Origin of the sequence: Streptomyces sp. 840.1, assembly GCF_003751445.1 — a bacterium.
In the GTDB taxonomy this organism is placed as follows: Bacteria; Actinomycetota; Actinomycetes; order Streptomycetales; family Streptomycetaceae; genus Streptomyces.
In genome coordinates this window covers 2444243-2465142 of record NZ_RJUU01000001.1, presented here as the reverse complement: position 1 = coordinate 2465142, position 20900 = coordinate 2444243, and the positions used below count along the sequence as shown (strand labels likewise).

The window sequence follows — 20900 nt, the reverse complement described above, 5'->3', positions numbered from 1 at the left end:
GGTCGACGTCCACGTTTCGTAAGAATCCTTGGCCCGAATTGTCGGTTTCCTCTCCGTAGGGTGAGCCGGGTGACCGACTCCTCCGATAACTCCGCCCCCCGCGCCGACGTCGTGCTGCCCTGTCTGGACGAGGCCGCCGCCCTGCCGGGGGTGCTCGGCGCGATCCCGCGCGGCTGGCGCGCGATCGTCGTCGACAACGGCTCCACCGACGGCTCGGCCGAACTGGCCCGCTCGCTCGGCGCGACGGTGGTGCACGAACCGCGCCGAGGCTTCGGCTCCGCCTGCCACGCCGGGCTGCTCGCCGCCGAGGCGGAGTACGTCTGCTTCTGCGACTGCGACGGCTCCCTGGACCCCGGGCTGCTCCCCGGCTTCGTCCGCCGGATCGCGGACGGCGAGAGCGACCTGCTGCTCGGCCGCCGCCGCCCCGACCGGCTCGGCGCCTGGCCGCTGCACGCCCGTGCGGGCAATCTGGCGCTCTCCCGGCTGCTGCGCAGACGTACCGGGCTCCGGCTGCACGACCTGGGCCCGATGCGGGCGGGGCGCCGGACGGACCTGCTGGCGCTCGGCCTCACCGACCGGCGCAGCGGCTACCCCTTGCAAATGGTGGTGCGGGCGGCGGACGCGGGACTGCGGGTCGCCGAGACGGATGTCCCCTACCTCTCGCGCACCGGGAAGTCGAAGGTCACCGGTACCTGGCGGGGTACCTGGCACGCGGTGCGCGACATGCGCGCCGTGCTGGCCGAGGCGCCGGCTGCGGCCCCGGTGGGGGTGTCCCGATGACCCCGGCCGCGTGTACGGGCGCGGGGGCGGGAGCCGGTGACGTGGGTGCGGGTGCGGGTGCGGGGACGGAAACCGGAGCCGCAGGTTCGGGTGTTGGTGCTGGTGCGGGTGCTGGTTCGAGTGCTGGTGCTGGTTCGGGTGCTGGTGCTGGTTCAGGTGCAAGTTCGGGTGCAGGTGCGGTGACTCTGCTGGTCATCGCCAAGGAGCCGCTGCCCGGCCGGGTCAAGACCCGGCTCACGCCGCCCTTCACCCCGCAGGAGGCCGCACGGCTGGCCGAGGCCTCGCTCGCGGACACCCTGCGCACCGTCCTCGCCCTGCCCGCCGCCCGACGGGTGCTCGTCCTGGACGGGGAACCCGGCCCCTGGCTGCCGCCGGGCATCGACGTGGTGGGCCAGTGCGCGGGCGGTCTCGACGCCCGGCTCGCCGCCGCGTTCGCGGGCAGCACCGGGCCCACGCTCCTCATCGGCATGGACACCCCGCAGATCACGGCCGCCGATCTGGCGCCCGCGCTCTCCCCCGGTCCCTGGGACGGCTGCGACGCGTGGTTCGGCCCGGCCGAGGACGGCGGCTTCTGGGCGCTCGGGCTGGCCGAGCCGGACCCGGAACTGCTGCGCGGGGTGCCGATGTCCGTGCCGGAGACCGGCGCGGTGCAGCGCCGCCGGCTGGTCGACGCCGGACTGACGGTGCGCGATCTGCCCCGGCTGCGGGACGTGGACACGGCGACCGACGCCGTGGACGTCGCCGCCCTGGCGCCGCACGGCAGGTTCGCCGCCGTGCTCGCCGAGCTGAGCGGGGCGGTGGCCCGATGAGCCGGACGGTCCCCCGCCACGAGACAGTTCCCCAGCACGAGACACTTTCCCAGCACGAGACGGTCCCCCAGCACGACAGCGTCCGGCCGCCGCATCCCGACGCCACCTCGTGGAGCACCGACCCGTACGCCAACGCCCTGCGCAACGGCCACGGTCCGCTCTTCCTGCGCCGGACGGACGGCTGGCTGCTGCCGCTGGACGTGGAGCGCTGGTGCGCGGGCGCGGACGCCGCGGACCTGTCGGCGCTGCACCGCTGCGAGGGCCCCGTCCTGGACATCGGCTGCGGGCCCGGCCGGCTGGTCGCGGCGCTCGCGGCCCGCGGCCACCGCGCGCTCGGCATCGACGTGAGCGAGGCGGCGGTGGCCCGCACCCTGCGGCTCGGCGGCTCGGCACTCCACCGCTCCGTCTTCGAACCGCTGCCGGGCGAGGGCCGCTGGGGCACCGTCCTGCTCGTCGACGGCAACATCGGCATCGGCGGCGACCCCCGCAGGCTCCTGCACCGCACGGCGGCCGTGCTGGCCCCGGGCGGGCTGCTCATCGCGGAGACCGCGCCGCAGGACATCGACGAACGGTCCCGGGTCCACCTCGACGACGGGCGCGCCGGCCGGGACCGGTCCGCCGCGCCCTTCCCCTGGGCCCGGCTCGGCACACCGGCGCTGCTGCGGTACGCCGGACTGCTGGGCTGGCTGACGGCCGATCAGTGGGAGACGGACGGCCGGACCTTCGTGGCGCTGCGCCGCAGCCGGAGCGTCCTGACCACCAGCCACAGCGCCGACAGCACGCAGAGCGCGGCCGTGATCAGCAGCCAGTTCCCCAGGAACACATCGGGGGAGAGCCCGCTCGCCGGCTCGTAGCGCCTCGTGTGCCGGGTGATCAGCGGCCACCACATCAGCAGGAGCAGGCCGGACAGGAAGACCGGCACCCGGACGAAGTTGACCAGGGCGCGGCGCGGGCCGAGCGAGCGCAGCAGCAGCCGGTCCGCCGTCGCGTACAGCGGCACCAGCACCAGGTCGTGGACGAGGGCCGCGCCGACGAACCAGACGGCGACGCCGAACGCGTCCCCGGCCAGCAGCCGCACCCCCGCGTACCCCGCCAGCGCGAAGGAGGCGGCCATCAGGAGGAGGTGCAGCGGGCCCTCCCCGTACCAGCGCCGCACGAGGCCGACGGGGTTCAGCCTGTCCACAGCTTTCCTCACTTCTCTCGTCACGGGTCTCCTCACAGATCCCCGAAGGTCAGCCGGGACACCCATTTGGTGTTCAGTACGCCGGGCGCGGCCGGGACAATGATCCGCGCCGGATATCCGTGGTCGGGCGACAGGTCCACGCCGTTGACCTGCAACGCGAGGAGCGAGCGGGAGTCGCGCACCTGGTTGTCGCGGAGCGCCGCCCGGCGGAAGGGGCCGCTGCGCTGGACGGACTCCACCAGCACCCCGGGCGGGTTGCGCGGGTACCCGGCGAGCTCCGCGAGGTCCATCAGCCGTACGCCCCGCCACCACTGGTCCGAGGTGGACCAGCCCTCCACGCAGGCGATCGGGAGCGCCGCGCTGTACTGGTCCATGGCCAGCAGCTGCTCCCGGGTGAAGCGGAGGTCCCCGGCCGGGCCGCTGACGGTCAGCCACCAACCCTCCCCCGTCTCGGCCGAGGTGATCCCGACCGTGGCGGCGGTCTTGTTGATCTGGAAGCCGTTGGGGCCCGGACCGGGCTCGGCGGCGCCGCGCGGGGTGAGCAGCGCGATGCGCCGCAACGGCCCGTCGAAGCTGCGCCCCACCGAGGTGATCAGCAGGAGCAGCGAGCCGGCCCCCACCATCGTCAGCGCCCCGCGCCGCGACAGCGTCGGCTCGGCCGGGGACGGCGAGGCCAGCGTGTCCCCCGGCACGTTCCCGCTCAGCGCGCCCGACCTCAGCACCCGTACGGCCTGCGGCGTCCGCAGCCCGGCATGGGCCAGGAACGCGGCGAAGAACACCCACGCCCCGTAGAAGTGCAACGGGTAGAACGAGCCGGGGAACAGGTACTCCAGCTGGATGTTGAGCAGCCCGGTGACGAACTCGAACAGCGCCCCGCCCACCAGGAGCAGCAGCGAGAGCCGCTCCAGCGCCTGCCCCACCGACCGGGCCGGCGGCAGCGCGAACAGCTTCGGGACCACCGACCACAGCTTGGCCAGCAGCACCGGGGTGAGCACGATGCCGACCGTGACGTGGAGCCCCTGCGTCAGCCGGTACAGCCAGTGCGGGCCGGTCGGCCAGGCGAACAGGTAGAAGCCGAGCACCCCCTTGTCCGGGGTCTTGTCGTTGACCGGGTTCAGGTCCGGGTTGTACGCGGCGTACGACAGCAGACCGGTCACGAACAGCAAGGTGATCCCGCCGAGCAGCACGAGCCCGAGCACCGCGGTGAACCGGACCCCGCGCACCGGGCTGCGCCAGAAACCGGGCGCGGAGGGGGTCCGCTCCAGGAGTCCGGCCGCGCGGCCGGAGGAGAGTCCGGACAGCGATGCGGGAAGGGAATCGGGAAGTCTGAGTCGTCGGAACCGACGTCGGTCGCCCATGGCACCGACGCTATGCCCGGGGTACCCGGGCAGGGCGTGTACGACTCCTGACGAAACGCTGACGTCATCCGACTGCTGCCGTGCCGCCCCCGGTGGGCCCGGCCGGGTGCGGAATCTGACGGTTCGGTGACGCGCCCCGTCAGCACCCGCCCGCACCGCCCCGGCGTGCATACCGTGCCTGGGTGAAGACCAAGGAACGCGCGGAGCAGCGCACCGAACCGGAGAAGGGCCACCGCACCGGCGGCCGCGCCGACCTGGCCGCGGCGGGCGCGGGCGTACTGCTGGTCGCGGCGGCCGTGCTCGTCGGCCGGAACATCGAGGCCTACGCCCGCGTCCTGTACGTCCACTGGCCACCGCTGCTCGCGTCCTGGTACCCGCACACCGGCCCCGGCACCTGGGCCGCGCCCCTGGTGGCCGTGGCCGTCGTGGCGTACGGACCCGCCCTCGCCGTCCGGCTGCGCTGGCGGACCCTGCTGCTGAGCTGCTGGGGCGCCTCGCTCGCCTGGGTGTTCTCGCTGGCGCTGATCGACGGCTGGGGCCGCGGCATCGCCGAACGCCTCACCACCAAGCACGAGTACCTCAGGGTCATCGGCCGCTTCGACGACATCGGCGCCGCCCTGCGCGGCTTCAACGACCACATCCTGATCGGCCCGCCGGGCAACTGGCCCGCCCATGTCGCCGGTCACCCGCCGGGCGCCACCCTCACCTTCGTCCTGCTGGACCGCATCGGCCTCGGCGGCGGGGCCTGGGCCGGGGTCTGGTGCATCGTCACCGGCACCACCGCCGCGCTGGCCGCGCTGGTCGCCGTCCGCGCCCTGGCCGACGAGCGCACCGCCCGCCGCGCCGCGCCCTTCCTCGTCCTGGCACCGGTCGCGGTCTGGGCGGGCACCTCGGCGGACGGCTACTTCGCCGCCGTCGCCGCCTGGTCCGTCGCCCTGCTGACCCTGGCCGCGACCGGCCGGGTCCGCAGCCCGGCGGCCGCCGCGATCGGTTCGGGACTGCTGTACGGGCTGACCTGCTACCTCAGTTACGGTCTGGCGCTCATCGCGCTGCCGCTCCTGGTCGTGCTCCTGCTCGCCCGTACCGCCCGGCCGGTTCCGCTGTTCGTGCTGGGTGCGCTGGTCGTGCCGGTGGCCTTCACCCTGGCGGGCTTCAACTGGTGGGAGGCGTACCACCTGCTCGTCGAGCGGTACTACCAGGCGGCGGGCGGGTTCCGCCCCTACTGGTACTGGGTCTGGGCCAACCTCGCCTGCACCGTGATCGCCGTGGGACCCGCGACGGTCGCGGGCCTGCGCCGGACCGCGACGGCGGCGCCGGGCGCGCTGAGGGCGCTGCGGCCCGGGACCGCGGGCGCGCCGCAGCGCCTCGTCCTCCTCGTGCTCGCGGCGTTCCTCATGCTGCTGGCCGCCGACCTGTCGGGGATGAGCAAGGCGGAGACCGAACGGATCTGGCAGCCCTTCATGCTCTGGCTGCTGCCCGCCGCCGCCCTGCTGCCCGACCGGGGCCGCCGAGGCTGGCTGGCCGCCCAGGCGGCCGTCGCCCTGCTCGTCAACCACCTGCTCTGGACGGGGTGGTGAACGGACGGGCGGGTGGTGAACGGACAGCACCGGGGTGAACAGGGGGAACGGGGGGAACGGCCGGTGGTGAACGGGGCGGCCGGACGTTGAACCACCGGTACCCGGGTATGGCTTGTCCCGTGCCGACATTCGAAATCACCACAGCAAGCGCGGACGACATCAGGCTGATGGCGGACTGGGCCCATGCCGAGGGCTGGAACCCGGGCCTGACCGATGGCCAGGCCTTCTTCGCCGCCGACCCCTGCGGCTTCCTGATCGGCAGGCTCGACGGCGCGCCCGCCTCCTGCGTCTCCGTGATCCGCTACGGCAGCGGCCACGGCTTCCTGGGCTTCTACCTCACCCGCCCGGAACTGCGCGGCCAGGGCTACGGCAGCCGGCTCTGGGCCACCGGGACGGCCCGCCTCGAGGGACGCAACACCGGCCTCGACGGGGTGGTGGCGCAGCAGGCCAACTACCGCAGGTCCGGCTTCCGCCCCGTCTGGACGAACATGCGGTACGAGGGGCTGGCACCGGTGGACCTCGCGCCGCCGCCCGGCGTCACCCTGGCAGACGCCCGCACCCTGCCGTTCGGCCAGATCACCGCGTACGACCGCCGGTTCTTCCCGGCGGAGCGCGACGGCTTCCTCGCCGCCTGGACCACCACCCCCGGCCGCACCGCGCTGGTCGCCCTGCGCGAGGGAGAGGTACAGGGGCTCGCGGTGATGCGCGCCTGCCGCACGTCCTCGCGCATCGGCCCGCTGTACGCGGCCTCACCGGACACGGCCGCGGCCCTGGTCAGCGCGCTCGCGGCGACCGATCCGTCCGCCCCGGTCGCGGTGGACGTTCCCGACGTCAACCCGGCGGCGGTACGGCTGGCCGGACAGCTCGGGCTCAGCCCGTCGTTCGAGACGGCCCGCATGTACACCGGTCCGGCGCCGGACGTCGATCACAGCGGACTCTTCGGCATCACCAGCCTCGAACTGGGCTGACCCGCCGGCCCGTTCCCCTACGCGTGCGCCCCTTCCCGACACATGCGCCTCTTGCCCTACGCATGCGCCGCTTCCCTACGCATGCGCCGTTTTCCCTACGCGTGCGCCGCTTTCCCTACGCGTGCCCGTGCAGCAGCTCCAGGACCCGGCCCCGCAGCAGCTCGTACTCCTCGCGCAGGCGGACGATCTCGGGCGGCCGGGCGACCACCGTGCCGCCGGTGACGACCTCCTGGGGCGCGAACTGCTCACGGGTCAGGTCGATCTCCGTCCCCGGGCCCAGCCGGTTCCACCAGTGGTAGTCCGTGCGCACGCCGCCGACCCGGACCTCGCCGCGTATCAGGTCACCGCCCAGCAGGTCGTGCAGGACCAGGGCGGTCACCCCGCACTGGTCACGGGCGGGGTTGCCCGGGGTCCAGTGCGGGCGGCGCACGGGCGTGGTGGTGTCGGCACCCCAGCTGCTGCGGACGGCGGCCTCGATGTCGGCGAGGAGGAACGGCTTCATGACACCGATCCTCGCAGCCGCCACTGACAACGCCCCCGCCCAGCCGGCCGTCCGCAGCCGCCACGGACAAGTCCGCCGCCGCTGACAACGCCGCCGCTCGACCGGCTGCCCGACCGCTCCCGTCACACGCTCCCCAGCAAGGTCTCCCCGCCACCGGGGGCGTACCGGGCCCGCGACGCCATCACCGCGATGTCGTCCTCGGCCCCCGGGCCGAAGCGGTCGAGCACCTCGTCCAGCAGCTCCTCCAGATTGCCGCTCTCCGGCAGCCTCAGCCCCCGAAGCCGGCCCACGGAGACGTCGATGTCCTCGCCGCGCCGCTCCACCAGGCCGTCGGTGTACATGAACAGCACCGTTCCCGGCGCGCACCGCACCTCCGTCGTCCGGTAGCCGCCGAACCCGGTACCGAGCGGCGGTCCGGCCGGTACGTCGCCCAGCCGGGTGCCCCCCGGCCCGGGGTCGATGAAGACCGGCGGCAGATGCCCGGCGCTCGACACCTTGCAGATACCGCCGGACCGGTCCACGACCGCGAGCAGACAGGTCGCCGCCCGGTCGAGACCGGACCGCTCCACCATCCGGTCGAGCTGCTCCAGGATGCGGTGCGGCGGCAGCTCCTCGTCCGCGAGCAGCCGCAGCAGCGAGCGGTAGTGGCTCATCGCGACGGCCGCCTCCACACCGTGGCCCATCACATCGCCCATCGCCTTCAGGTGGCGTCCGTCGCGCATCGGGATGATGTCGAACCAGTCGCCTCCCACCAGCACGCTCCGGTCGGCCGGCAGATAGCGGGTGGCGACCTCGATGTGCGGATGCGGCTGGCGCGGCTCGGAGAGCAGCGAGCGCTGGAGCTCCAGTGCGATGGTGTGCTCGTGGGTGAAGCGGCGCGCGTGGTCCAGATCGACGGCGGCCCGTCCGGCGAGCTCCCGGGCCACCACCACGTCCTGCTCCGTGAAGGCCGGTGACGCCCCGGCCCGCACCAGGCCGAGGACGCCGATCGGCCCACCGCGCACGGAGACCGGCACGATGACCGCCGAGTGCATCCCGAGGGCCCGGTAGACGGCGACCCGTTCGGGGGAGGGCGCGGAGCGGCCCAGCTGCTCGTCGCCGGTGAGGTTCTCGACGACCGGCTGGTTAGTGGCCAGGCAGCGCGTCACGGCCGCGTCCTCCTGGTAGTCGACGTAGTCACCGGCCACCCCGAACCGCGCGACCCGCTCCCGCAGCCCCGGCACCGCCGTCATCGCCGCCCGCCGCAGCCGGGTCACCCCGGGCGGCGCCGGGCGCACCGGTGGGGCGACGTCCGGCGGGAACACCTCGACCGTGGCGAGGTCCGCGAGCCCCGGCACGACCAGGTCGACCAGCTCGGCACAGGTGGTGTCCATGTCGAGCGTGGTGCCGATGCGGGTGTTCGCGGTGTCCAGGAGGCTCAGGTGGCGACGGGCCTCGGCCAGCTGGCGCCGCTCCTCGTCGGAGGCCATGACCTCCATCAGGATGCCCGCGACGCCCACCACCCGGCCGCCCACCTCGAGGCGGTGGTACACCCCGTGCCAGTGGCGCAGTACGGTCTTCGACCCGGCGCGGGTCACGCCGCTGGAGGTGATCTCGCGGGACCTGCCGTCGGAGAGCACCGCCCGCATCAGGTCCTCCCGGGCGTCGACCCCGGGGAGCACCTCGGCGACCGTACGGCCCAGGTGGTCGGCGGCCGGGATGCCGTTGAGCCGTTCGAGGGCCGGGTTCACGTAGAGGTAGCGCAGCTCCGTGTCGAGGACGCCCACCCCGGCCGTGGTGCCACCGATCAGGGCCGCGAGCGCCAGGGTGTCGAGCGGCGGCGGACTGCCGGCGTACTCATCGGCCTGCAAGGCAACCTCCTGTGGCGGGACGCGGGCCGCCCGACTGCCCGGCCCTTCATCGTCGGCCGCCCGCACCCGGCCCGCATCCGCAGACCGCCGATCAGCGGGCCGTACCCGAGCGCGCCGCCCCGCCCGTCGCACCACCGCTCCCGCCGCCGCTCCCGCCTCCGGGGAGCAGCCGGTCCAGGTCCACCGTCCCGTCCTCCCCGGAGGACCCCGGCGGCAGCCGCAGGGCCTCGGCGACCGGCCCCGGCAGCGGGGCCAGGTCCAGCAGCCCGGTGACCAGGGCGGTGGTCAGCCGGTGCCAGGCGGCCGCGCGGCGCAGCATCGGGTGATCGCTGCCGTGCACGGTGACCAGACAGCTGCGCGCCCCGGCCCGGCGGGCCCGTGCGGTGAGCGTCCGGGAGCCCGCCGGGCTGGTGACCCGGTCCCGGGGGCTGTGCACGAGGACGACGTCGCGCCCGGCGAGCTGCTCGACCGGGTCACCGTCCGGACCCCACGGGGCGAGGCCGACCACACCCCGTACCAGCGGATGCCCCGCGGCGTGCAGCGCGGCGCGGCCCCCCATCGAGTGCCCCACCAGCACCACGGGGATGTCCCCCGCCGCCCGCCGCAGTTCGTCCAGGGCGCGCACGGCGTCGTGCAGCGGATCGGCCCTGGGCCCGTTCCAGCCCCGGTGCCCGTACCGGACGGTGCGCACCACGACGTCCCCCGGCAGCGCCCGCCGCAGGGCGCGCGCGAAGGGACGCATGCGCAGCGCGGGCAGGTTGAACGGTCCGGGCGGCGGCGCCCCGAGCCCGTCCTCCCGTCCGCCGTGCAGCAGGAGTACCGCCGCCGCGGGGGGCTGTCGTCGTGTCATGCGTACCTCCGGTGCGGATGGATGGGCCCGTAACGAGCATGCTGTACGAGCGCGGACGGCACTGTCGCCCCGGAAAACAAGCGGCACGGAACAGCAACACGCAACAGCGGCGCGGGACAGCAGTCCGAAACAGCGGCACGGAACAGCGGCACGGAACAAAGGACACACATCATGGGCTCGTCACCACAACTCGGCCACAACGTCCCGGACTTCACACTCCCGGGAGGCGCACTCGACGGTGACACGTTCGAACGCCGCGACTACACACTCTCCGCCGCCCGCGGCCGGGCCGTGGTCCTCGCCTTCTACCCCGGCGACAACACGGCCGTGTGCACCAAGCAACTCTGCTCGTACTCCTCCGGCATGGAGACCTTCGAGGGGCTCGACGCGGAGGTCTGGGGAATCAGTCCACAGGATGTGGACAGCCACGAGTCCTTCGCCCGCGCCCACAACCTGCGGATGCCGCTGCTGGCGGACACCGGCCGCGAACTCGCCCGGACCTTCGGGGTGGCCGCGCCCGGCATCGGTGTGCGGCGGGCGGTGTTCCTGATCGACGCCGAGGGGGTACTGCGCTGGAAGCACGTAGCGCTCCTCGGGGCCACTTTCCAGTCACTGGACACCCTGGCCGGCCACCTCTCCGGCATCCAGACCCCCTAGAAAACTGCCGGAACCCGGCAGTGTCGCCGGACCGGTATGTATGGGACCATCCAGCCAGTTCGACGGAAATGTTCGGGGGATTCCGCAGACGGGGAGGGGTGATCACGTGACCTTGTTTCTCGGTCTCGGAATTGCGGGAGTCGTGCTGCTGGCACTGTCCCTGATCTTCGACGGAATCCTCGAAGGCCTCTTCGGGGGCGTGCTGGACGGCCTCTTCGACGGGCTGCTCTCCCTTCCGGTGATCGCCGGCTTCGTCTCGATGCTCGGTTTCTGCGGCGCGATCGTGCTCGGTACGACCGGCGTCGGCACGTTCGTCGCCGCGGGGGCCGGGGTTCTGGCCGGTCTGGTCGCCGCCTGGCTCACCTGGAAGTTGAGCCAGGCCCTGATGGCGGACCAGACCAACGCCACACCGCGGGACGAGGATCTCGTCGGCTCCGCCGGGTCCGTAGTCACGGCCATTCCGGCCGACGGCTACGGCGAGGTACTGCTGCGGCTGGGGGGTCACGTCATCAAGCTGTCGGCGAAGAGCCCGGTGCCGGTCGAACGCGGCACCGAGATCTGGGTCGAGGCAACGCTCTCGACCACCTCGGTCTCGGTCCGTCCCGTCGAACGCTGAGCCGGCAAGCCGACCGGCCCACCACCGCTCGCAACAGAACTGCCGTCCCCGTCGGGAGGCAGAGGGGGACACCCTTATGAGTCCAGTACTGCTCGCCATCGTCGGAGTCGTCGTACTCCTCGTCCTGCTGGCCCTCGTGGTCATCACCCGCTACAAGGTCGCCGGGCCCAGCGAGGCCTTCATCATCACCGGCCGCCGCGGCAAGAAGTCCGTCGACCCGGTGACCGGGCGGGCCAGCATCGACAACAGCGGCCAGAAGGTCGTCGTCGGCGGCGGCGTCTTCGTCGTCCCGTTCGTGCAGCAGAAGTTCACCCTGGACCTCTCCAGCCGGCACATCCCCGTCGCCGTGCGCGGGGCCGTCACGCTGCGCGGTGTGAAGTCCAACCTGGAAGGCGTCGCGATCGTCAAGGTCGGCGGCAGCGAGGACGCCATCCGGGCCGCCGCCCAGCGCTTCCTCCAGCAGCAGAACGGCATCGTCGGCTTCACCCAGGAAGTGCTCTCCGGCGCTCTGCGCGCCATCGTCGGCCGGATGTCGGTCGAGGACATCATTCGCGACCGGGCCGCGTTCGCCGGCCAGGTGGCGGAGGAGGCCGAGGCCAGCCTGTCCGGTCAGGGCCTGATCCTGGACGCCTTCCAGATCCAGGACATCACCACGGAGGGCTCCTACCTGGAGGACCTCGGCCGCCCCGAGGCCGCCCGCGCCAAGCAGGAGGCGGACATCGCCGAGGCGATCGCCCGCCGCGCCTCGGAGCAGGCCCGGCTGAAGGCCGCCGAGGAGATCGCCATCGCCGAGCGGACGTACTACCTCAAGCAGGCCGAGATCAAGGTCGAGACGGAGGCCGCCGCCGCGAAGGCCAACGCCGCCGGCCCCCTCGCCGAGGCCGCCCGCCGCCAGGAGATCCTCCAGGAGCAGGAGAAGGTAGCCCAGCGCCAGGCCGCCCTGACCGACCGCGAGCTCGACACCAAGGTCCGCAAGCCCGCCGACGCCGCCCGCTACCAGGCCGAGCAGGAGGCGGAGGCCCGCCGCATCGCCCAGGTCAAGGAGGCCGAGGCGGACGCCGAACGCTCCCGCCTGACCGGTGAGGGCGAGAAGCTCCACCGCTCGGCCCTCGCCGACGCCATACGCATCGAGGGCGAGTCCGAGGCCGCCGCCATCGCGGCCCGCGGTGCGGCCGAGGCCGAAGCCATGCAGAAGAAGGCGAACGCCTTCGCCCAGTACGGCGACGCCGCCGTACTCCAGATGCTCGTCGAGGTCCTCCCGCACGTCGTCGCCAAGGCCTCCGAGCCGCTGAGCGCCATCGACAAGCTGACCGTGATCTCGACGGACGGCGCGAGCCAGCTCTCGCGCACCGTCACGGACAACGTCGCCCAGGGCATGGAACTCCTCAGCTCCACCACGGGCGTCGACCTCGCCGCCCTCCTGCAGAACCTCAAGGGCGCAAACCCGAAGCCGGAGGTCCCGGCCCAGCCGGCCACCCCCTCGGCCTCCACCGCCCAGAACGGCAAGATCGAGGTCACGGACTGACCCCGACCGCCGATACCCGATAGCAACACCCGCGTGTGCCCGGCCGGTTCCCCCACCGTCCGGGCACGTGCGCGTCTGGGGGGGGCGTCTTGGGGGGGCGGTCGGGGGCTCGGCTCGTACGGGGCCACGGCGCAGAACGGCACTGTGTGCGTACGCGGGAAGCGCCAACCTACTCACGTGAGCAGGTTGGCGCTTCGGGCACATCCCCGCACGCGCGGGGAGCAGCTGCCGACGCCCTGGGTCCCGCTGATCATGATGGGCTCATCCCCGCATGCGCGAGGAGCAGCGCTCGATGGCGCACTGCCGCTGCCCGGCCTCGGGTTCACCCCCGCAACCGCGGGGAGCATCCTTCCGCTGTCCGCCAGACCCAGCTCTACATGGGCTCATCCCCGCGTGCGCGGGGAGCGGTTCGTCTCGATCCGCCGCAGAGTCCGGGCCGGGGGTTCATCCCCGCACGCGCGGGGAGCAGTGGGACGTGGGCCCCACTCCGTCGCCGAGGACGGGTTCATTCCCGCATGCGCGGGGAGCAACTTCCCTCCGGCCCCGGCACCCATCGGCCGACAGCCGCCCCGATGGCCGCTGCCGGAACGCGCGGATGTCAACGTTCACCACGGCCTGCGAACGCACGGCGAGAAGCCTGGCGTAGAGGGTAGAGGGGTGGGCATGCCCTCAGAATACGGCCGTGGTCTCACGACACCCCCGCGTAGGGTCGAAACGTGATTGAGACCATCGTCCTCGATGTCGGCGAAACCCTGATCCGCGACGACCGGTACTGGAGCGCCTGGGCCGACTGGCTCGACGCACCTCCGCACACGCTCAGCGCCCTCGTGGGAGCCGCGGTCGTCCAAGGTCGGGACAACGCAGACGCCTTGCGACTTCTGCGCCCCGGCATCGACATCGCCGCCGAGTATGCCGCCCGCGAGGCAGCCGGCTGTGGCGAATCCCTTGACGAGCGCGACCTCTACGCCGATGTCCGCCCCACCCTGGCGGCGCTTCAAGGACGGGGCATCCGCGTGATTGTGGCCGGCAACCAGACGGCGAAGGCGGGCCAGTTGCTACGCGCCTTCGATCTGCCCGCCGACTTGGTGGTGATGTCCGCGGAGTGGGGTGTCGCGAAGCCGGCCCCGGAGTTCTTTGCCCGGGTCCTCGCGGTGTCCGGAGCGGGTCCTCAGTCAACGCTGTACGTCGGCGACCACCCCGCCAACGACGTGTTCCCCGCCCGCACGGCCGGGCTGCTGACAGCCCACATCCGTCGCGGCCCATGGGGGTACTGGTGGGCCGACGACCCCGAGGTTCGGGCCGCAGCGGACTGGTCCATCAACTCACTGACCGATCTGCTGGACGTGGTCTCCCCCTGACCGAACCAGCCACTCCCGAGCACGTGTCGGAGGTGGAGCCGTTCGCGCCCCAACAGCACATAGCAGCCGGTACGGTTCGAAGTGCACGCCTGGAACGGAGCCCGGATGCCATCGACCCAGCCGGGTTTGGTGGGCCGGCGCATTGCGTACTGCCGCAGCGTCGCCCGCCCGAAAATGACCCAGAAGCAACTCGCCGACCGAGCCCACGTCGCCCTCGGCACCATCCGCAAGATCGAGCGCGGGGAGCGCAGCCTCACCGACGACACCCTCGATGCCATCGCGGAAGCTCTCGGCGTGGACCCGTCCCGGCTCGTCGCAGACCGGGAGCGCGTATCCACCCGCATCCGCGACGCCCTCCCCGAACTCTCGGCAGCCATCGCCACCTATGACATCCCCGACGGCGGCCCCGTCCGACCGATGCCCCAGCTGCGGGCTGCGGTCGACCAGGTCACGGCGTGGCGCCTGTCCGCCCAGTACCTTCAGATCGCCCGCGCGGCTCCCGCCCTTCTGGCCGAACTCGCCCGAGCCGCTCGGACCGCGTCGGGGACCGGCAGTCCCGAGTTGGCGTCGCTGCTCGTCACGGCCTACCGGTGCGCGGATTCCGTCGCCTACAAATACGGGGCGCGAGACCTCTCTGCCCGGCTCATCGAATTGATGCGCTGGGCAGCCCCTGGCGCTGACGACCCGCTGCTGTCCGCCACCGTCAGCTATGTCCGTACCGAAGTCTTCTTCGCCGCCCGCGCCCACGAGCCAGGACTCCGATCCCTGGAACGGGCCGTGGACGCATGCCCGGCCCCAGACACCAACGAGGCTGCCGCCGCCCGCGGCGCACTGCACATGCGCGCTGCTGTGATCGCAGGCCGGGCGGGGTACACCGACGCGGCTGACGACCACCTCGATGAAGCGAGAGCCTTGGCCGACCAGGTGCCCGAAGGCATCTACCAGGGGACCGCGTTCGGCCCGGACAGTGTCCGCATCCACGAGGTCGGTGTGGCGGTCAGCCTTGGCAACGACCACGTTCAGCGCGCCTTCGATGTGGCCCGTGAGTGGAAGCCGCCCGCTGATCTGCCGGCCGAACGGCGCAGCGGCTTCTATATCGAGCTCGCCCGCGCCCAGTTGTGGGGCGGCCTCATGGACGACAGCTTCGAGTCCCTCAAGCTCGCCCGTCGAATCGCCCCGCAGCACACCCGCGAGCACCCGTGGGTTCGGGAAGACGCGGCGACACTGCGCCGACTGCGACGCGCTGATGCGGAATCGCTGACGAACTTCGCCGAGTGGTGTCACGCGGGCTGAGTGCATCCGGTACCCCTGGCTGGGGTACTTGTGCCCATCGCCACGGCTCATGATCTGCCTCGTCAACGGAAGCGGCAGATGGGACAGGCTATGAGCGCGTCACTCACACTGACCGAAGCGGTCGGAACGGGCGAGCGACCGAGCTTCGCCTGCTGGTTCTGTGGCCCCGTGAACGGCACGCTCGCTCCCGTCGGCGAGATCACCCTGGATGACGGCACCAGAGCGTGGTCGGTCACCACTTGCTCGGCTCACCAGGGGAGGCGGCTGGCGTGACCACGCGAGAACTCCCGCCCGTCAACGAGCTCACCATGCAGCAACAGCGCGGATGGCGGTGCGTCTGGTGCCGGTACCCGCTCACAGTCGGCGCGGACGTCGACCTGGGCGAGCAGCGTGCACGGCCGAGCGATGGGGCTGCCTACTCGTGGTTCCCGCGAGCCTGCTCGGACGTAGCCGTCTGCGTGGTTCGCGAGGCAGAGCAGGCCCGGAAATGATCTGCGGACGCTGCGACCAGCTGATCATCGGTGACGCGGTCCGACTCGACCACTCCGATTCCATGAGCGGAGCGCGACCTGATGCCTGGGCGCACCCCGCCGACGACCCCGACTGCAGGGCTCCGCGGTTGGCACCTGGTTATGAGTCGCCACTTCGACGGGCGTTACGGCGAGGCTGAGTACGCCCTGCCACGCCGTGGCCCGACCGGGTACGGGCTTCCTGAGGTATGGCCAGCGGCTGTACACGGTGACCGCAGCCGCGGGCTCCTTACATATATGCGCGGCGGGACCCCTAGGGGCCCTAGGGGTCATCCCCGCACGCGCGGGGAGCAGGCGTCCAGGAGGTCGGCGTCGCTGACCTTCGCGGGTTCATCCCCGCACGCGCGGGGAGCAGTGCCACCTGACCGGTGACGGCGGGGACAATCTGGGTTCATCCCCGCACGCGCGGGGAGCAGGCTGGTGCGGCGGGTCTGGATCTGGATCTTGAGGATCCATCCCCGCACGCACGGGGAGCAGTACAGCGGCGGGTTCGAAGAGCAGCTCGGCCAGGGTTCATCCCCGCACGCGCGGGGAGCAGGGGTTCTGCGGGATGATCCCCGGCACCCGAGTGGGTTCATCCCCGCACGCGCGGGGAGCAGCCCGACGACGTCCGCCGGATGCTCGCCACCCTGGGTTCATCCCCGCACGCGCGGGGAGCAGTGGTGCGGAACACCAAAGCCTTCAAGGAAGCCGGGTTCATCCCCGCACGCGCGGGGAGCAGAAGTGGGCGCCCTGTGCGGCCCTCTCCCGCACGGGTTCATCCCCGCACGCGCGGGGAGCAGACTCCGTGACCTGCGGTTTTATCCGGCGGGCTGGCTGGACTCAAGCAGCTTCAGCAACTCGGGCATTTCGCCTCTTTCGTCATCCTCCGAGGCACGCCACCGCTTCGGTCATTGACGTGCGCAGGCAGCAGGGGGTGTCCGCGATGGAACCTGGGGCGAGCAACCCCCGCGAAACAGGAGTCTCGCCGCCCTCAACGCCCCCCGAACCGCCGCCGCTTCGCGGCCTTGCTCCAGCCCTTGGTGGGTGGTGACAGAGCGGGCGGAGGCCTGTCCTTCGGGCGGAGGATCAACGTGAGGCCCTCGTGGTCCACCGGGTGCCACTTGTGGTCGTGGGTCTCGAACGCGTATCCCTGCTCGCTGTTGTCGCTGTACGCAAGGAGGGCCCGTCCTTGGCCCGAGTACTTTCTGACCTCCGCCCACAATGCCTGCCGCACGCGTGTAGAGGGGCCGCCGATGAAGACGCCCGGGGAAATCTCCAGGAGCCAGCGCGTGAGGAAACCACGCAGGGCCACCGGGCAGTTGGTAAGGACGATGACCGTCACCAGATGATGCCCTCATCGTAATTACGCCCCGCACTCAGCTCCGTTCCACCGTCCGACTGGAGCATCACCTGATCTCGCGCGTCCTCGTCGGCTGTGTCGGCGTCGGTTCCAGAACCGGTCCCGGCTCCGAGGAGTTGCTTGATGTCGTTGACCACGCGGTCCATCAGGCCCGTACGGTTCGCGGCGTCCCGCAAGGCGCGTCGGGTTCGGGGGCCGATGTCTTCAGGGCCCTCGGCCGCGGCGTCGAACGCGACCGGGATGCCGATTTCTGTCTTGTAGAGGTCGGCTATGTCCAGCACGAAGGACAGCTCGTGGCCGGAGTGGACGAACCCGAGGCCTGGGGCGCATCCGAGAGCGGCCACGACTGCGTGGGCGATGCCGTACATGCACTGTGCCGCCGCGGTGATCGCCTGGTTGGGCGCGTCGCCGGATGCGAAGTCGCCCGGGGTGTAGTGGCGGCCGTGCCAGGGGACACCGGTGCGGGCGGCCTCCTTGCGGTAGCAGGCTTTGACGCGCGTGCCCTCGTGCCCGAGCAGTTCGTGACGGGTCAGGCGGGCCGGGTCCTCGTCCGGGAAGCGCAGCCGGTACATGTCGCGGGCGACCGCCAGGCGCCGGCGCTGGTTCGCCCAGGCCGTGGCTTGAGCCTGCACCAGGGCGGAGGAGCGGGTGAGGGCACGCCCGCCCGCGTAGAAACGGACTCCGTGTTCACCGACCCAGACCACGCCCGCTCCGCATTCGCCGAGGACGCTCATGGCCTGATGGGTGATGCGGGTTCCGGGGCCGAGGAGGAGTGTTCCGATGGTCGCGGACGGAATGTGCCTCGTGCCCTCCGCGTCTTCGGCGGTGATGGCGTGCGCGTCGCGGTGCACGACGCACCGTTCCAGATAGACGAAGGACAGCCGGTCCCCCACCCGGCTCAGTTCACGCGGCGAGGAGAGCTTGCGAGCGCCCAGCGATGGAGAGGTCACGGTCCGCCCTCACACCACCGGAGCGAGGGTCATCAGCCCGCAGCCGTAAGCCTTCGCCTTACCCAGTCCGGACGCCAGCCTCAGGCGGAAGACCTCCGGGTCGGTCACCCGTAGCCGACCCTGGTAGGTCACGGCGGCGATCCGTACGGCATCCCTGCCCGCCGTCTTGGAACCGTCCTTACCGGATGAGGAACCGTCCCTACCCGTCGACGAACTCTTCTTGCTGAAGGACAGGCCCCGGGCCCCGCCCACCGCCAGCTCGTACTCGTCCCCCCGCTCAAGGCGACGGGCCTCCGGCGCCTTCTCCACGATGGCGAAGCCGCCACGGTCCTGCTGCTTGAGCAGCCACTCGATCTGGTAGCGGGGCGTCCGGTGCGCGGTGCGTTTCGTCGGCTCGTCCTCCTTGCGGCGGATGCTGTGCACCGGGTTGGCGGTGAGCCGGAACTCCCAGACGCTGTCGGCGGACAGTCCCGTCAGGAAGGTGGCGTAGTCGTACGTCGACCAGCCCTGGGGCTCCGCCGTCGGCCAGCCCGCCTGCTCCACCAGATGCGTCAGATCCGGCCTGGCCGGGCTGGTCACGTACAGCAGCACCTCGGCCGCCGAGTTGTAGTCGATCCGCCAGAGCACCCGGGGTCCCCCGTCGGGTGTGGGGGGTGCGTCGGAGAAGGAGGACATCACCGCCGCGTGCAGCATCTGCGGTGATGTCAGCAGTCGCCGGGCGCCCGTCCTCGCCGCGTTGAAACGGAAGCGCGTGAGGTACATGTCAGGCACCGTCCCTGTCCAGCAGAGTGAGGTGGCCGACCGGTTCGTGCGAGGCGAGGGCCGCCCGCCCGTTCCTCCGGTCGGCACGCGGGTTGGGGACCGTCACCGTTCGCGCGACCACCCCGCGCAGCCCGTACCGCCGGTGACGCGGATCGAAGCTGATCGGCTGATCCCGTACCGCGTCGCCCGGCCCCTCCGTACCGTCGGCATCGGGCCCGGTTTCCAGGAGCATGGTGAGGTCGACGGACTCGTCCTGGCGCCGTCGTCGGCAGTACCAGTCGGATGCCTCCCATGCGTGGGCGGCCAGCGTCGCGGCGAGCTCGGCTCCGGGATGCAGACCGAGATCGATGTTGCGGCTCGGCGGGCATGATCTCCTGCCGAGGAAGGGGAGGAAGACGGGGCTTCGTACGGCTGCGAGCAGGCGTATCAGCAGGTCCTCGTCACCCTCCAGGCCGGCGACGAACACCGCGTCGGCAAGGTAGAAGCGTTCGGACACCGGCATTGACTTGCCTGTGTCGTCGTGGTGCGCGGTCTGGAAGTCCCGGATACGGGTGCCCGGCTGGTCGATGCGTACGCCGAAGCGCAACGCGGCCAGGTCGGAGAGGTCACCGTCCCTGGGGCGTCCGAGCGCCGCGGCCAGGAGGCCGACCACTCCGCTCTTCGTGGGCGCCGAATCCGTGGTGCGGCGCGAGAAGCGGGCCGAAGAGCCCCAGGCCTGGAGCGGACCGGCGAGCCGGAGGGTCAGGACGCTCATTCAGACGCCGCCCAGCCGGTCGCCGACAGCCGCACCCACCGACTCGACGAGCTGGGCCAGGGTGACCTCGGTACCCAGGCCCGCCAGCGCGTCCGTGGCTGATCCGACCCGCACGACCCACGTGCTCGTGTCCTTCTCGGCTCCGTACGCCGCCTCGACACCGGGCACGTACGAGGCGAGCGCCGTACATGCCTCCTCGACGTGGCCGCCCGTGCCCTTCGCGACCACGGGCGCCTCGAAGGCCCCGGCGAAGCTGATCGGGCGGGACGTCCGCAGCTTCACCACGACGGCATCGGGGAGAGTGTGGTTGCCGAAGGTGTTGATCTTGCCGGTGGGGAGGGAGGTGATGAAGCCCTCCAGGAACGCCTCGACGGCCCTCCGTACCGGATCGGTCGCGGGGCCGCTGTCGCTCGGACCCGCGCCGAGGTTGTCGTACAGCCGGTCCACATCAACCGCGGCGTAGCGGTACAGCGTGCTGGAGTTGAAGTCGACGGTGCCGATCATTCCGGCCCCGGACTCGTCGGAGGCATTTCTGTCGTCCACAGCGGTGAAGTAGTCGGACTCGGTCTCCACCGCATGCACCCCGATCGCGTGGGCGACCTGGGCGGCCGCGTCCACGTTGATATCGGTGGTGTCCGCGACCATGCGCCCGAAGAGCGCGATGTCGACGGAGTGGCTGCTGTTGGCGAGAGCCCTGGCCCTGGCCTTCCTCTCCTTGTTCTTGAAGAACTCCTTGACCTGCTCTCCCGACCGCAGCCCTTCGACCGCGAGGCCCGCGAGGGCGTCGATCTGACGGGCACTCAAGAACAGCAGGTAAGACGACTCCGGGGCTGGCTCCGGGCCTTCCTCCCCGCCCTTGGCCGCTTCCTTCGCCGCATTCGACTTGCGCTTGGGTGCTTCGACCTTGGTGCCGGTCGCCACGACGATTGTCTCCGCGGCGAAGGCGAGCACCTTCTCCCTCTGGTCGCTCAGTGTCACGTCCTGGGCGATGATCCGCTCGGCCAGCGCGTCGGCCACCTTCCGGGTGCGCACACCCAGTTCGCCGGGGTCGAGGAGGTCCCTGAACGCCGTCCGGGTGGCCCGCTTCCATGCCTGGCTGGAGACACGGGAACGCCTGACTCCCCCGTACACCGCGGATTTCGGCGCCCCGGTGTCATCCCGGTTGAGGTTGCTGGGCGGAACGGTCTGGAGGATGTGCACGTCAAGAATGGTGCGGCTCACGAAGGGTCCTTGTCG

The 20900-nt window shown here is 71.9% G+C and carries 20 protein-coding genes and 1 CRISPR repeat array; of the genes, 11 read left to right on the top strand and 9 right to left on the bottom strand.

Features of this window, described 5'->3' with window-relative positions:
• The first annotated feature begins 69 nt into the window (after positions 1-69).
• From EDD93_RS11270 to EDD93_RS11260, 4 genes are read left to right on the top strand one after another with little or no spacing between them, the layout of a single operon-like run.
• Entirely contained in the window at positions 70-780 is a 711-nt protein-coding gene (locus EDD93_RS11270) for a glycosyltransferase family 2 protein (protein ID WP_123525023.1), read from the top strand.
• 36 nt (positions 781-816) lie between these two features.
• Positions 817-963 carry a hypothetical protein gene (locus EDD93_RS39885; protein ID WP_221217304.1) on the top strand — a complete coding sequence of 49 codons (147 nt, stop codon included), beginning with the start codon at positions 817-819 and terminating at the stop codon, positions 961-963.
• Between the two features lie 2 nt (positions 964-965).
• Positions 966-1589: a DUF2064 domain-containing protein gene (locus tag EDD93_RS11265; protein WP_123527699.1), complete on the top strand. Its 624-nt coding sequence runs from the start codon at positions 966-968 to the stop codon at positions 1587-1589.
• Positions 1586-2443, top strand: coding sequence for a bifunctional 2-polyprenyl-6-hydroxyphenol methylase/3-demethylubiquinol 3-O-methyltransferase UbiG (locus tag EDD93_RS11260; RefSeq protein ID WP_123525022.1), 858 nt, complete (start codon positions 1586-1588; stop codon positions 2441-2443). Before EDD93_RS11265 ends, EDD93_RS11260 begins: the two co-directional genes overlap by 4 nt.
• Positions 2444-2804: 361 nt before the next feature.
• Here the strand turns inward: EDD93_RS11260 and EDD93_RS11250 are convergent, their stop codons facing one another.
• Positions 2805-4130 carry a molybdopterin-dependent oxidoreductase gene (locus EDD93_RS11250; protein ID WP_123525021.1) on the bottom strand — a complete coding sequence of 442 codons (1326 nt, stop codon included), beginning with the start codon at positions 4128-4130 and terminating at the stop codon, positions 2805-2807.
• A 182-nt stretch (positions 4131-4312) separates the two neighbouring features.
• On the opposite strand from EDD93_RS11250, the gene EDD93_RS11245 reads away from it, so the two are divergent.
• Positions 4313-5707, top strand: a complete 1395-nt coding sequence (locus tag EDD93_RS11245) for a hypothetical protein (RefSeq protein ID WP_123525020.1) — start codon at positions 4313-4315, stop codon at positions 5705-5707.
• Positions 5708-5814: 107 nt separating this feature from the next.
• Positions 5815-6675: a GNAT family N-acetyltransferase gene (locus tag EDD93_RS11240; protein ID WP_185092276.1), complete on the top strand. Its 861-nt coding sequence runs from the start codon at positions 5815-5817 to the stop codon at positions 6673-6675.
• Between the two features lie 115 nt (positions 6676-6790).
• Here EDD93_RS11240 and EDD93_RS11235 read toward each other — a convergent pair whose 3' ends face one another.
• The 3 genes from EDD93_RS11235 to EDD93_RS11225 all read right to left on the bottom strand — a co-directional run bounded on the left by EDD93_RS11235 (position 6791) and on the right by EDD93_RS11225 (position 9877).
• The gene (locus EDD93_RS11235; protein WP_123525018.1) at positions 6791-7177 is read right to left on the bottom strand and encodes a hypothetical protein; all 387 of its coding nucleotides are present in this window, start codon (positions 7175-7177) and stop codon (positions 6791-6793) included.
• Between the two features lie 122 nt (positions 7178-7299).
• Positions 7300-9027: a SpoIIE family protein phosphatase gene (locus EDD93_RS11230; protein WP_123525017.1), complete on the bottom strand. Its 1728-nt coding sequence runs from the start codon at positions 9025-9027 to the stop codon at positions 7300-7302.
• Between the two features lie 91 nt (positions 9028-9118).
• Positions 9119-9877 (bottom strand): alpha/beta hydrolase, encoded by a 759-nt coding sequence (locus EDD93_RS11225; RefSeq protein ID WP_123525016.1) that lies wholly within the window; start codon positions 9875-9877, stop codon positions 9119-9121.
• A gap of 171 nt (positions 9878-10048) precedes the next feature.
• Here EDD93_RS11225 and EDD93_RS11220 point away from each other — a divergent pair, with 171 nt between their 5' ends.
• The 5 genes from EDD93_RS11220 to EDD93_RS11200 all read left to right on the top strand — a co-directional run bounded on the left by EDD93_RS11220 (position 10049) and on the right by EDD93_RS11200 (position 15326).
• On the top strand, positions 10049-10534 hold the full coding sequence (locus EDD93_RS11220) for a peroxiredoxin (RefSeq protein WP_123525015.1): 486 nt from the start codon (positions 10049-10051) through the stop codon (positions 10532-10534).
• A 106-nt stretch (positions 10535-10640) separates the two neighbouring features.
• Positions 10641-11150, top strand: a complete 510-nt coding sequence (locus EDD93_RS11215; RefSeq protein ID WP_123525014.1) for a hypothetical protein — start codon at positions 10641-10643, stop codon at positions 11148-11150.
• 76 nt (positions 11151-11226) lie between these two features.
• Complete coding sequence (locus tag EDD93_RS11210; protein WP_123525013.1) at positions 11227-12675, top strand: flotillin family protein; 1449 nt, start codon at positions 11227-11229, stop codon at positions 12673-12675.
• 716 nt (positions 12676-13391) lie between these two features.
• Complete coding sequence (locus EDD93_RS11205; protein ID WP_123525012.1) at positions 13392-14033, top strand: HAD family hydrolase; 642 nt, start codon at positions 13392-13394, stop codon at positions 14031-14033.
• A 105-nt stretch (positions 14034-14138) separates the two neighbouring features.
• On the top strand, positions 14139-15326 hold the full coding sequence (locus EDD93_RS11200) for a helix-turn-helix domain-containing protein (protein WP_185092275.1): 1188 nt from the start codon (positions 14139-14141) through the stop codon (positions 15324-15326).
• 795 nt (positions 15327-16121) lie between these two features.
• A CRISPR array of direct repeats spans positions 16122-16638; the repeat unit is 29 nt; unit sequence GGGTTCATCCCCGCACGCGCGGGGAGCAG.
• A gap of 191 nt (positions 16639-16829) precedes the next feature.
• Here EDD93_RS11200 and cas2e read toward each other — a convergent pair.
• Genes cas2e through cas7e form a run of 5 tightly spaced genes read right to left on the bottom strand, consistent with a single transcriptional unit; the run spans position 16830 to position 20885 of the window.
• Complete coding sequence (gene cas2e, locus EDD93_RS11185; RefSeq protein ID WP_123525009.1) at positions 16830-17180, bottom strand: type I-E CRISPR-associated endoribonuclease Cas2e; 351 nt, start codon at positions 17178-17180, stop codon at positions 16830-16832.
• Positions 17177-18148: a type I-E CRISPR-associated endonuclease Cas1e gene (gene cas1e / locus EDD93_RS11180; RefSeq protein WP_260255690.1), complete on the bottom strand. Its 972-nt coding sequence runs from the start codon at positions 18146-18148 to the stop codon at positions 17177-17179. The genes cas2e and cas1e overlap by 4 nt, the downstream gene beginning before the upstream one ends.
• A gap of 9 nt (positions 18149-18157) precedes the next feature.
• Entirely contained in the window at positions 18158-18910 is a 753-nt protein-coding gene (gene cas6e, locus EDD93_RS11175; protein ID WP_123525007.1) for a type I-E CRISPR-associated protein Cas6/Cse3/CasE, read from the bottom strand.
• Position 18911: 1 nt separating this feature from the next.
• The gene (gene cas5e, locus EDD93_RS11170; protein WP_123525006.1) at positions 18912-19664 is read right to left on the bottom strand and encodes a type I-E CRISPR-associated protein Cas5/CasD; all 753 of its coding nucleotides are present in this window, start codon (positions 19662-19664) and stop codon (positions 18912-18914) included.
• Positions 19665-20885, bottom strand: coding sequence for a type I-E CRISPR-associated protein Cas7/Cse4/CasC (gene cas7e / locus EDD93_RS11165; RefSeq protein ID WP_123525005.1), 1221 nt, complete (start codon positions 20883-20885; stop codon positions 19665-19667).
• Positions 20886-20900: the final 15 nt, after the last annotated feature.

Excerpts from the sequence above, each read along its gene's own strand:
- EDD93_RS11260 (WP_123525022.1), top strand. The coding sequence starts at position 1,586 with ATGAGCCGGACGGTCCCCCGCCACGAGACAGTTCCCCAGCACGAGACA.
- EDD93_RS11250 (WP_123525021.1), bottom strand. The coding sequence starts at position 4,130 with ATGGGCGACCGACGTCGGTTCCGACGACTCAGACTTCCCGATTCCCTT.
- EDD93_RS11240 (WP_185092276.1), top strand. The coding sequence starts at position 5,815 with ATGGCTTGTCCCGTGCCGACATTCGAAATCACCACAGCAAGCGCGGAC.
- EDD93_RS11235 (WP_123525018.1), bottom strand. The coding sequence starts at position 7,177 with ATGAAGCCGTTCCTCCTCGCCGACATCGAGGCCGCCGTCCGCAGCAGC.
- EDD93_RS11225 (WP_123525016.1), bottom strand. The coding sequence starts at position 9,877 with ATGACACGACGACAGCCCCCCGCGGCGGCGGTACTCCTGCTGCACGGC.
- EDD93_RS11220 (WP_123525015.1), top strand. The coding sequence starts at position 10,049 with ATGGGCTCGTCACCACAACTCGGCCACAACGTCCCGGACTTCACACTC.
- EDD93_RS11210 (WP_123525013.1), top strand. The coding sequence starts at position 11,227 with ATGAGTCCAGTACTGCTCGCCATCGTCGGAGTCGTCGTACTCCTCGTC.
- EDD93_RS11200 (WP_185092275.1), top strand. The coding sequence starts at position 14,139 with ATGCCATCGACCCAGCCGGGTTTGGTGGGCCGGCGCATTGCGTACTGC.
- cas6e (WP_123525007.1), bottom strand. The coding sequence starts at position 18,910 with ATGTACCTCACGCGCTTCCGTTTCAACGCGGCGAGGACGGGCGCCCGG.
- cas5e (WP_123525006.1), bottom strand. The coding sequence starts at position 19,664 with ATGAGCGTCCTGACCCTCCGGCTCGCCGGTCCGCTCCAGGCCTGGGGC.